This window comes from Nonomuraea fuscirosea (genome assembly GCF_003001935.1).
In the GTDB taxonomy this organism is placed as follows: Bacteria; Actinomycetota; Actinomycetes; order Streptosporangiales; family Streptosporangiaceae; genus Nonomuraea; species Nonomuraea fuscirosea.
In genome coordinates this window covers 211,691-222,791 of record NZ_PVNG01000003.1, presented here as the reverse complement: position 1 = coordinate 222,791, position 11,101 = coordinate 211,691, and the positions used below count along the sequence as shown (strand labels likewise).

At 72.5% G+C, this 11,101-nt stretch carries 9 protein-coding genes; 3 read left to right on the top strand and 6 right to left on the bottom strand.

Annotated features, from left to right (window positions below):
- Positions 1-17: 17 nt before the first annotated feature.
- Positions 18-392 carry a hypothetical protein gene (locus tag B0I32_RS08045; protein WP_106236403.1) on the bottom strand — a complete coding sequence of 125 codons (375 nt, stop codon included), beginning with the start codon at positions 390-392 and terminating at the stop codon, positions 18-20.
- A gap of 305 nt (positions 393-697) precedes the next feature.
- On the opposite strand from B0I32_RS08045, the gene B0I32_RS08040 reads away from it, so the two are divergent.
- Genes B0I32_RS08040 through B0I32_RS08030 form a run of 3 tightly spaced genes read left to right on the top strand, consistent with a single transcriptional unit; the run spans position 698 to position 3,098 of the window.
- Positions 698-2,038, top strand: coding sequence for a cytochrome P450 (locus B0I32_RS08040; protein ID WP_181307156.1), 1,341 nt, complete (start codon positions 698-700; stop codon positions 2,036-2,038).
- Complete coding sequence (locus B0I32_RS08035) at positions 2,035-2,916, top strand: class I SAM-dependent methyltransferase (RefSeq protein WP_106236401.1); 882 nt, start codon at positions 2,035-2,037, stop codon at positions 2,914-2,916. Before B0I32_RS08040 ends, B0I32_RS08035 begins: the two co-directional genes overlap by 4 nt.
- Positions 2,913-3,098 carry a hypothetical protein gene (locus B0I32_RS08030; protein ID WP_106236399.1) on the top strand — a complete coding sequence of 62 codons (186 nt, stop codon included), beginning with the start codon at positions 2,913-2,915 and terminating at the stop codon, positions 3,096-3,098. The genes B0I32_RS08035 and B0I32_RS08030 overlap by 4 nt, the downstream gene beginning before the upstream one ends.
- Before the next feature lie 134 nt (positions 3,099-3,232).
- Here B0I32_RS08030 and B0I32_RS08025 read toward each other — a convergent pair whose 3' ends face one another.
- The 5 genes from B0I32_RS08025 to B0I32_RS08005 form a co-directional block, all read right to left on the bottom strand.
- Positions 3,233-3,577 carry a YciI family protein gene (locus B0I32_RS08025; RefSeq protein ID WP_106236397.1) on the bottom strand — a complete coding sequence of 115 codons (345 nt, stop codon included), beginning with the start codon at positions 3,575-3,577 and terminating at the stop codon, positions 3,233-3,235.
- Positions 3,578-3,743: 166 nt separating this feature from the next.
- Positions 3,744-6,677, bottom strand: coding sequence for an NHLP bacteriocin export ABC transporter permease/ATPase subunit (locus B0I32_RS08020; RefSeq protein WP_106236396.1), 2,934 nt, complete (start codon positions 6,675-6,677; stop codon positions 3,744-3,746).
- Positions 6,674-8,929, bottom strand: coding sequence for an NHLP family bacteriocin export ABC transporter peptidase/permease/ATPase subunit (locus B0I32_RS08015; protein WP_219911692.1), 2,256 nt, complete (start codon positions 8,927-8,929; stop codon positions 6,674-6,676). Before B0I32_RS08015 ends, B0I32_RS08020 begins: the two co-directional genes overlap by 4 nt.
- 10 nt (positions 8,930-8,939) lie before the next feature.
- The gene (locus B0I32_RS08010) at positions 8,940-9,752 is read right to left on the bottom strand and encodes an HlyD family efflux transporter periplasmic adaptor subunit (protein ID WP_106236392.1); all 813 of its coding nucleotides are present in this window, start codon (positions 9,750-9,752) and stop codon (positions 8,940-8,942) included.
- Between the two features lie 4 nt (positions 9,753-9,756).
- Positions 9,757-11,082 (bottom strand): SagB/ThcOx family dehydrogenase, encoded by a 1,326-nt coding sequence (locus B0I32_RS08005; RefSeq protein WP_106236391.1) that lies wholly within the window; start codon positions 11,080-11,082, stop codon positions 9,757-9,759.
- Between the last annotated feature and the right edge of the window lie 19 nt (positions 11,083-11,101).

Genomic DNA, 11,101 nt, shown 5'->3' with positions numbered 1-11,101 from the left:
CTCTGTGGCGGCTCAGGTCAGGTGCAGCAGCAGCACGGGCAGCAGCAGCAGTTGATGTCGACGCCGGCCGCGATCGAGTCGAGGTCGCCCTCGCTCAGCTCGGCCATGTCGATCTGCGGCGTCTCGGGGATGTGGAACTCGTACGTCCCCGTCTCCAGCCCGCGCTCCCACAGGGAGACCTGGACGTCGAGGTTGGAGTCGTGGGCGTTGTCGGGAACGTTGCGCACGACGTTGATCTGGGCGCCCGCGGGAACCTCGAGGCCGGATTCCGCCAGCGCCTCACGCGGGTTGCTGTCGAGCTTGGCCGAGAACTCCTCGCTCGACCACGCGGTGATCAGTACTCGCGTGTAGGCGTTGACGAATTCAGTCCGCTCTCTGGGATTCAGGGCCATTGCGTCCTCCTGGAGCTTTTCCCCATCGGCGCCGGTGCGCCGTCTCGAACGGAGTCTTGCACGCCTATTTCCGGGTGCCCAGACTTAATTTCGGGAGCCATTGATTAAGTATTGAGAGGCCCCAGTTCGAAAGGTACGCTGCAAATGCGCGGACCGGAACCGTACGAAATACATATACGTATTCAGCGGCCGGAAATGCGTATCCGAATATTCGTTTACGTAAGCCATCGGGAGTGCTCATGTCCGGGACGTACGTATCCCCCCGGGTGCCGCCTGGACCGGCGGGGACCCAGAGCTTGAGAGCCATGCGGGACGCGCCGCTGGAGTTCGTCACCGCGATGGCGGCCCACGGGGACGTCACCCGCCACGACGCCGACGGGGAGCCGGTCTACATGCTCAACCGGCCGGATCTGGCCAGGTACGTACTCAAGGAGAACGGCGCCAACTACACCAAGGACCGCACGCCGGACGACGACATGCTGCGCCCGCTGCTCGGCAACGGCCTGCTGACCAGCAACGGCGCCGAGTGGGCGGCGCAGCGGCGCAGGTGCGCGCCGGCCTTCAGGCCCGCCGAGGTCGACCGGTTCGACCAGGTCATCGTGGCGGCGGCGGAGCACCTGGCGGCGCAGTGGCGGGGCGCCGCGTCGGTACGGGTCGACCACGACCTGACCTCGCTCACCCTGACCGTGATCGTGAAGGCCATGCTCGGCACCGACATCGGCGGCGCGGGCGAGGGGTTCGGCCGGGCGGTGGACGCGGTCAACCGGTTCATCGGGCACTACGTACCCAGCGACGACCCCGATCCGGCCGACACGGCCGCGCGCTATCTGGGCTTCCAGCGGGCGCGGACGTTCCTCGACCAGGTGACCCATCTGATCATCGCGGCCCGCCGCGCGGGCGGCGCGGGCGACGACCTGCTCAGCGCCCTGCTCGCCGAAGGCCACCCCCGCCCCGAGACCGCACCCGGAGCCGGACCCGGGACCGAAACCGACGCCCCGCCCGGGACCTGTCCGGTGACCGGGCCGGGCGGCATGGCCGACGTGGAGTTGCGGGATCAGGTGCTGACCATCGTCATGGCCGGGCACGAGACCACCGCCAAGTCCCTGACCTGGACGCTCTACCTGCTCGACCGCCACCCCGAGGCGGCCGCCGCGGTCCGCGCGGAGATCGACGAGGTGCTGGGCGGGCGGGCGCCGGCCGCCGCCGACCTGCCGGCGCTGCGCAGGTGCAGGCAGGCCGTGCAGGAGGCGATGCGGCTCTACCCGCCGGTCTGGCTCATCTCGCGGCGCAGCGTGGCGGCCGACGTGATCGACGGCTACGACATCCCGGCCGGATCGCTGGTCTGCGTCAGCCCGTGGGTGCTGCACCGCGACCCGCGCTACTGGGACGACCCCGCCGCCTACCGGCCGGATCGCTTCGACCCCGAGGCGGCGGCGCGGCACCTCAGCCACCAGTACCTGCCCTTCGGCGGCGGCCCGCGCATCTGCCTGGGACGGCACTTCGCCCTGGTCGAGGCCACGCTCGTGCTCGCCGTCCTGCTGCGTGACCTGCGCATGGAGCTGGTCCCCGAATTCCCCGTCGAGCCGGAGGCCCTGGTCACGCTGCGGCCCAGGCACGGCCTGATGATGGTTCCGAGGCCCCGGTGAGCGCGGCGGCCGCGGCGGGCTCGTACGACGTCGCCAACACCACCTGGGGCGGCGTGGACGGCGAGCTGGCCCGCCTCGAAGCGCAGGCGGCGCTCTCCTTCGAGGAGGAGCTGCGCATCATGCGCGACCTCGGCCTGACCCGCGCGGGGCCGCTGCTGGAGCTGGGCGCCGGCTCGGGCGCGGTCACCCGCAGGCTGCGCGCCGCCGAGCCGGGCCTGGACGTCATCGCGCTGGACGTGGACGCGGGGCTGCTCCGCCACGCGGGCGGCTGCGGCGCGCCGCTCGTGGCCGCCGACGGCGCCCGGCTGCCGCTACGTACGGGAAGCGTCGGCGGCGTACTGCTGCGGTACGTACTGCAGCACCTCACCGACCCCGCTCCGATGCTGGCCGAGGCGATGCGGGTGCTGCGGCCCGGCGGCACCCTCGTCGCCGTCGAGGTCGACAGCATGCTGTGGGGCCTGGCCGATCCGATGTACCCCGAGCTGGCCTCCGTGCACGCCACGATGGCCCAGGCGCAGCGCGGCGCCGGCGGGGACCGTCAGATCGGCAGGAAGCTCACCCGGCTGCTGCGGCGGGAGGGCTTCACCGACGTGGTGCTGCGCCCGTTCGCCGCCACGAACGACACCCATCCCACGGCCGCCTTCGCCCCGCACCTGGGGCCTGAGCGCCTGGTGCCGCTGGTGGCCTCGGGGGCGCTCTCGATGGGCGAGCTGGCCCTGGCGGCCGACCGCTGGCGGCGCTTCCTGGCCGACCCGGACGCCTGGGTCATGCTCCTCGGCTTCGCCGCCGCAGGGACCGCGCCGCACGGCGGCCCGGCCCCCTCAGTACCGGAGACAGTTCCGGAGAAACCCGCAAGGTTCTGGAGGAATGCGCAATGAGTCCGTTCTGGAAGATCTTCGTGGCGATCTTCTGCTACATCAGCGGGATCGTCGGACTCGGCCTGGCGGTGGTCAACGCCAGCCAGCAGCCGCCCGCGACGTCCCTGGCCATCGTGTACGGGGTGGCCGGCCTGCTCTTCCTGGCCGTGGGCATCGTGCTCAGCCGCCGGCCCAGCTACTGAGCGGCCATCGGCGGGGAGGCGCCGTCCGGAGCACCGAGAGGGCTCCGGACGGCCCCAGGCCGCCCAGGACGGCCCCGCTCGGCACAACCCCCGGCCACCCACTCGGAACGACGCTCAGGACGACCCCAGGCTCGTCAGGCGGTCGGGTCGCAGGGGCGGACCTCGACGATGTCGCCGGGCGCGTACGGCATCTTGCGCGCCCACGCCTCGGCCTCCTCCGCCGACTTGACCTCGATGATCCAGATGCCGCCGATCTGCTCGCGCCCGACCGCGTAGGGCCCGGCCACGGCCGGCCCGTCCGGCCTGACCAGCTTGCCCTCGCGGGACCTGGTCAGCCCCGCGCCGTATTTGACCTTGACGCCCGCCATCACCATCGCCCTGCCGAACTGGCGGTGCGCCTCGGCCATGCGCGTGCGTTCGCTCTCGCTGAAGGCGTCCCAGAGCATCTCGTCGCCGTGGATCAGCAGCACGAAGTCCATCAGTCGCCTACCTTCCTGGGAGACCCTGCCCTCGGGATCGTCGGGGAGCGGGCAGAGCTCCGGTCGGCACTATCGTGACATCCTTCCACGTCGCAGCGCCGCAACTCGACCTCATCACCTCGCAGGAACGGCGACCGGCCGTCCATTTCGCCGTTCACGCGGGCCGTCAGATCTGCCGCCGGGCCAGGCGGGCGAACAGGCCCTGCTCGTCGCCCAGCAGCTCGTCATAGGTGCCCTGCTGGACGACGCGCCCGCCGTCGAGCACGAGGATCTTGTCGGCGTCCCTGATGGTGGACAGCCGGTGGGCGATGACGACGCGGGTGGCGTTCAGCCTGCGGGTGCTCTCGGCGATGACGTTCTGCGCCGGGTTGTCCAGGGCGCTGGTGGCCTCGTCGAAGAAGACGATGCGCGGGCGTGAGACCAGCGCCCTGGCGATCATGATGCGCTGCCGCTGCCCGCCGGAGAGCGTGTGGGTGCCCTCGGACAGGACGGTGTGCATGCCCATCGGCATGGCGGTGATGTCGCCGTCGATGCCGGCCATCGCGGCGGCCTCCCAGGCGTCGTCGATGGTGTGGCTGGTGCTGCCGACGATGTTCTGCCTGATGTCGCCGGCCAGCAGGGCGCCGTTCTGCAGCACCACCCCGCACTGCCGGCGCACCGCGCCGAGGTCGAGCTCGCCCAGGTCCTGGCCGTCGTACATGACGCTGCCCGAGTCGGGCTGCTCGAAGCCGAGCAGCAGGCGCAGGACCGTGGACTTGCCGCTGCCGGTCGGCCCCACGATCGCGACGAACTCGCCCGGCTCGATCGACAGGTCGATCTCGCTCAGCGCCCTGGGGCCGTCCGCGCCGTAGCGGAAGGAGACTTTGGACAACGTGATGCGGCCCGACAGGTCGCCGGGGTCGGCCTTGCCCGCGTCGTCCTCGGGCTCGACCTCCAGGACGGGCGCCAGCTTCTCCAGCATCGGCACGATGCTCATGGCGGTGATGGCCGCGCCGGTGAACTGCAGCACCGAGGCGATGAGCAGGCTGAAGGCGGTGAAGAAGGCGAGGAACGCGGCGATCGGCAGCTCCCCGCGCATCGGCCCGGCCGCCACGGCGAAGATCACGCACGAGCAGACGAGCGGGAAGCCCGCGTTGAACGTGGTGACCAGGTTCTGCAACCGCCTGGCCTTGGCCGAGGTGGCTCTGGTCCTGGTGAAGTCGCGGGTCCACACGGCGAACGCCTGGTCCTCGGCGGCGGCCACACGCAGCTTGGGCACCGCCGACAGGAGCTGGAACACCCGGGACGACAGCCGCTGCTCCTGCTCGTACAGGCGGCGCTGGAGGCGTACCTCGAAGAAGCCGGCCACCGCGCACACCAGCACGCCGGCCAGCACCAGCAGGGTCGCGAGCAGCGCGAGGCGGACGTCGTAGACGTAGACGAGGGCGAGGTTGGCCAGGCCGCCGAACAGGCCGAGCGTGGCCGTGGTCATCACGCCGGAGAGCAGTTCCTGGGCCGCGCTCACGCCCAGCACGGTCGTGCCCAGCTCGCCGGTGGAGTACCGGCCGAAGAAGGTGACGGGTAACGACAGCAGCCGGGTCCACGCGCCGGCCTGCACCCGCGCGGACGCGCGGCCCTCGATGCGCAGCGCCGCCACGTTCTGGACGATCGACAGCGCGCCGGCCACGAAGGCGCCGCCGATCACCAGCGCGGCGCCCTGCACGATGAGGTCGCGCTCGGCCCGCGCCACGAACGTGCCCAGCACCAGCCCGGTCATCGCGGGCACGAGCAGGCCGATGACGGCCACGATCGTGCCGAGCGAGGCGAGCACCCACAGGTCGTGGCCGTTGCGCGCCAGCCCGAAGCGCAGCAGCCCGGCCACCGTGCGCACTTCGCGCGGCAGCGGCTCGTAGAGCACCTCGGCCTTGTTGGACAGCGTGGCCGCCACCGCCCTGGTGACGGGGGTGACCCGGCTCTGGCCCGGCTGGGCGAGCACGTACCGCGAGCCGATCGGCAGCAGCGCCACGGGCGTCTCGTCGTCGCGCAGGTAGCCCACCATGGGGCCGATGTCCCGTTTCCACCAGCCGTCGTCGAGCCGGACGGATCTGGTCCGCACCCCCGAGGCCAGGGCGATCGCTTGCAGCGGATCGACCTCCCTGTTGCTCCCCGGCGGCGGCGCGGTGACGGTGAAGCCGCCGTGCGAGGCCACCAGCCGGGCCGCGGCCAGGGCCGGCGGGTCGGCGGTGACGTCGGCCAGGCGCACCTTGGCCTCGGTGTCGCGCACGAGCGTGTCGAAGCTGCGCCGGGCCGCCACGGTGGTGGCCGACTCCTGCTCCTTCCTGCGCTCCAGCGAGCGCAGCTCGCGGGCCCGCTGCCGTTCGACCCGGCGGTCCACGGTGTAGAGGAAGCGGATGGCGTGCTCGACCCAGCGGCTCCAGAGCGTCTCGTCCGCCAGCAGCTGCCAGGTGGACTTCGAGCGCAGCCGGGTGGGGGTGGTGGCGACCACCCAGTCCCGTTCGGTCACCGACAGCTCGGCGCCCGCGGTCAGCACGCCGGCCACGCCGTCGGGCATCTCGACCGCGCCCTCCTCGACGCTGAGCCAGCGCACGCCGTCCACCGACCTGGCCGCGCGGTGCTGACCGAGCACGGTGACCGTGTCGGAGGCCAGGGGGACGAACTCGCGCGGCGGCAGCCCGTCGCGCAGCGCCGTGGCCAGCGACACCATGCCCGCCTCCAGGCCGCGGACGAGCTGCTTGACGGCCAGCCCGTAGTCGGCGGTGGACATGGTGGCCGAGCGCCCGGTGCCGGCCAGCTCGCGCAGCCTGGCCAGCGGGACGCGCGAGACGACCGAGCCGGGCACGGGACGGCCCACGATGCCGTGCCGCGGGCCGCGCGGCGCGCCGGGCAGCAGGGTGCCCTCGCGGACCCGGCACAGGTAGTTCCAGCGGCCCACGGGACGCCCGTTGTCCAGGCGCACGGCGAACAGGTCGACCTCGCCCCGCTCGACCAGCAGCACCTCGCGCACGCCCGACACGACGAAGAGGTTGTCGGCGGAGTAGTCCACCGGGGTGGCCGCGTCGGTGAAGAACGGCGAGAACGACGAGAGCAGCGGCGTCGTCATCCCGCCTCCCCGTTCCTGCGCGAGCTCCTGAGCAGCTCCGCGTAGTGCCCGTCCAACGCCAGCAGCTCGGCGTGCCGGCCGCGCTCGACCACCTCGCCCCGGTCGAGGACGATGATCTCGTCGGCGTCGCGCACGGTGGACAACCGGTGGGCGATGATGAGGCAGCCGCAGCCGCGTCTGCGCAGGTGGTCGGCGATGGTCCGCTCCGTTTCCGGGTCCAGCGCGCTGGTCGCCTCGTCCAGGATCAGCAGGGTCGGCCGCAGCGACAGGGCCCTGGCCAGCTCCAGCCGCTGCCGCTGGCCGCCGCTGAAGTTGCGCCCGCCCTCCAGCACGCCGCTGTTGAGACCGCCCGGCCTGGTGGCGATCAGGTCGAACAGGGCGGCGTCACGCAGCGCGGAGACGGCCACCTCGTCCGGCACGTCGTCGCTCCACAGGGTGAGGTTGTCGCGCACGGTGCCCTCGAACAGGGTGATGTCCTGGTCCACGTACGCGACCGACGCGGCCACCACCTCCCTGGGCAGCTCCTCCCTGGGCAGGCCGTCGAGCAGCACCCGGCCGGAGGTCGGCACGTAGAGGCCCGCGGCCAGCTTGCCCGCGGTCGACTTGCCGCTGCCGGAGTTGCCGACGATCGCCACCCTGCGTCCCGGCACCAGCGTGAACGACAGGTCCTTGATCACGGGCGTGGCCAGCGCGTTGTAGCCGAACGTCACCCGGTCGAACTCCAGCCGCCCGTCCAGGCGGCCCTCCTCCCGCTCCCGTACGGGCTCGCGCCGCTCGAAGGTGGTGGCCACGGGGTACTTCTCGACGTCGTACAGGCGGCAGACGTCGGCGGAGATGTCCTGGAGCTGCCCGCCCAGGTTCGTGAGCTGGGTGACCGGCCTGGACAGCGAGGTGAGCAGGGTCTGGAAGGCCACCAGCATGCCCACGCTGATCACGCCGTCCACCACCCGCAGACCGCCGATCAGCAGGATGAGCCCGCTGTTGACCCCGGCCAGCAGCGGCGGCACGACGGTCAGCGTGGCCGTGGCCACGCCCAGCCGCTGTTTGGCGGTGACCGCCTTGGCCAGGAAGCCCGACCAGCGCTGGAACGCGGCGGGCTCCGCGCCGGTGGCCTTGACGGTCTCGATGAGCTGCAGGGTGTTGAACGTGGTCGAGGTGAGGTTGCCCAGGTCGGCGCGGAGCGCGGCCACGGCGTCCGTGCGCGCCCTGGACACCTGCCGCAGCACCAGGATGTTGACCAGCGCCATGCCCACCCCGACCAGGCCGAGCAGCAGGTCGTAGCGGATCAGGACGATGCCGTAGAACAGCACCAGGACCAGGTTGACCAGGGTGATGGCCAGGTCGCGGGAGAGGATCTCGGCGACGGTGTCGTTGGCCTGCACCCGCTTGGCCACCTCGGCGGGCCGGCGCTGGAGGTAGAACTCCACGGGTAGTCGCAGCAGGTGCCGGAAGAAGCGGGCCGAGCTGACCAGCCCGAGCCTGATCTCCATGCGCAGCAGGTAGTGCCGCTGCACCGAGGTCAGCACGAACACCGCGAGAGCCGTGAACCCGACGCCGAACAGCAGCGGCAGCAGGTAACCGGGGTCGCGCCCGGTCAGCACCCGGTCGATGAACACCCGGCTGAACGCGGGCCCGATGATGCCGGGGACGACCAGCAGCAGGCTGGCCAGCAGCACCAGCGGCAGCGCCCGCCCCGACGGCATGCGGCGGGTCAGCAGCGCCTGCCCGACCCGGGTGGGCCGCCCGCCGGGCCGGAAGCCGGGCCCCGGCTCGAAGGTCAGCACCACGCCGGTGAAGCCCGAGTCGAAGTCGTCCCAGTCGATCATGCGCGGGCCGCCGGCCGGGTCGTTGACCGCCACGGCCTTCCTGCCGAACCGGCTGCGCACCCCTTCGAGGACCATGAAGTGCTGGAACGCCCAGAACACGATGGCCGGCCCGGTCAGGGAGCGCAGGTCCTCCGCCTCCATCTGGAAGCCCCTGGCGATCAGCCCGTAGCGGCGGGCGGCGGCGATCACACTGGAGGCCTTGGCGCCGTCACGGGAGACGCCGCAGGCCGAGCGGAGCTCCTCCAGGGGGACGAACTTGCCGTAGTACGCGAGGATCATCGCCAGCGAGGCGGCCCCGCACTCCACCGCCTCCATCTGGATCACCGTCGGCGTGCGCCGCCGCCACCGCCACCGCCTGGCAGGTCGTGGCGGTGACGGTGGCGGGGCCGGCGGGCTCGCCTGCGCGGGAGCGCTCGTGGTCGTCACATCTCCCCCTTCAGCGTCCGAGCAGCAGGTCGAACAGAGTCTGGCTGCCCAGGCCGATCGCGCCGGCCACCGACACCTGCGACTGCAGGCGGGCCGGCGGCCCGTTCTGGGTGGACCAGGCGTAGCCGGACGGCGTGGCGGGGTCGCGTTCGAGGTCGACGATGACGAGCCTGGCCGGGACGCCCTTGAGGTAACCGCGGGCCGCCTCCAGGCCGCCCACCAGGTCGGCCGCGTGCTCCAGCATGACCGGATAGGAGCTGACGGAGTGCACCCGGCCGCGCAGCAGCCCGAACGCGCCCGGCGGGGCCGAGGAGACCGACAGGTCCACGGGTTTGCCCGGCACCACGCCCATCGCCCGGTCCACCGGCACGAACAGCATCGCCACCAGCCGGTCGTCGGGGGTGTCCGTGCGCTCGATGAGCAGCAGCTCCTCCCCCTGGCCGACCACGTGCCCGTCCACCGCGGAGAAGGCGACCACCCGGCCGGTGAACGGGCTGTGCACCGTCCGGTCCCGCCCGCTGTCCACGGTGATCACGGCCACCTCCTGGCCCCTCTGCACGGCCTCGTCGGGGCGGACCAGCATCGAGCGGACCGTGCCGCCGTACGGGCTCTGCAGCCGGGCGGTGCCCGCGGGATGGGTGAGCAGCCCCGCCGCGGGCACCGTCACCGGCAGCCGCCCTGCGAAGAACCAGACGGACGCCGCCGCCACGATGATCAGCACCACGAACGTGGCGATCCAGCCGCGCGGCGAGGCCAGCAGCGTCGGCGAGTCGAGCTCGTCGGGCTCGCGCATCCGCTGCAGCGCCTTGAACCGGAACTTCATCGCCCTATCCCCGCCTGCTGCCGAGGACCAGCTCGCCCACGCTGCCCTCGCTCAGGTAGTCGAGGCCGCTGGCGAGCGCGAAGTCGTCGGCGTCGCCGCCGCCGAGCCCGCACACGGCCAGGTTCATCGCGGTGCCGACCAGGTAGATCGTCTGGTAGAGCACGCCGACGTGCTTGAGCACCAGCGAGTACGCGATCGTCTCGTACTTCCACATCACCCGGCCGAAGCGGGCGGTGACGATCAGCAGCACCTGCGGGTCCTGCGCGAGCAGCGCCGCCGCCCTGGCCCGCTGCACCAGCGCCTGCATCGCCGGGGACGGCTCCGACACCAGCTCCAGCGCGTGCCCGGCGGTGTCGTAGTGCCACAGCCCGGGATCGAGGCCCTGGCAGGAGACGACCAGGGGGTAGACCTCCAGCTCGTGCACCGACCCGCCCGAGGGATAGGGCCGGTCGGCCAGCCGCTGGCCGTCCGGCGAGTCGAAGGCCGCCCGCTGCCGCATCGACCGGTAGAGCAGCTCGCCGAGCTGGTCGAGGGTGATCGGGGCGTCCTGGTCGTGCTCGCGTACGGAGCGGCGGCGCTCCAGCGTCTCGGTCAGGCCCGGCCCCGGCGCCTCCAGGTCGGGGGCGGTCAGCTCGATCCGCTTGCCGCCGAAGGGGGCGGGGGTCTCGGGCAGGGGCTCGAAACGTTCCTTGAACGGGTACGTCCCGCCGTAACGGCCGGCGATCCGCGACCCCCTGCTGTGCGCGTGCAGCCACAGGTCACGGGGCTGCCACTGGGCCAGCGTCAGGTCACCGTCCTCGGTGTCGGCGGCCAGCGCCCCGGCGGCGGCCAGGAAGCGCAGCACCTCGTCGGCGCCCAGCTCTGCCGGGGTGGTCCAGTCGGCCAGCCGGCCCAGCAGACCGGCCGCCTCCGGCGCCAGCTCCACCACGGCGGGGCTGCGCGGGCCGCGCACGCTCAGCACGCCGTCCTCCGCCGTCACCACGGCGAACCTGGACAACCTGATCCGCGCGCCGGCGGCGGGCAGCGGGCCCGGCTCGACCGGGCCGGCGCCGATCGGGCGCAGCCGGGCCAGGGGCGTGCCGTACTCCAGCAGGCCGCCCTTGGCCAGGCGGCGCAGCAGCAGGTTCCAGCGCAGCAGCCCGGCCTCGCCCACCGTGGCCGCCAGCGCCGTCTCCGTCACATCGCCGGCCGCCAGCACGCGCAGGGCGGCCACCAGCTGTTCCGGCGGGTTGCGCAGCCCCAGCGAACCGGCGGGCGAGGAGATGCGCACCTCGCCGTCCGCCTCGGTCAGACTCGCCTCACGCCGCAGCCGCCGTTTCGTCTCACTCACGCCGGGTTCCTCTCTCGTT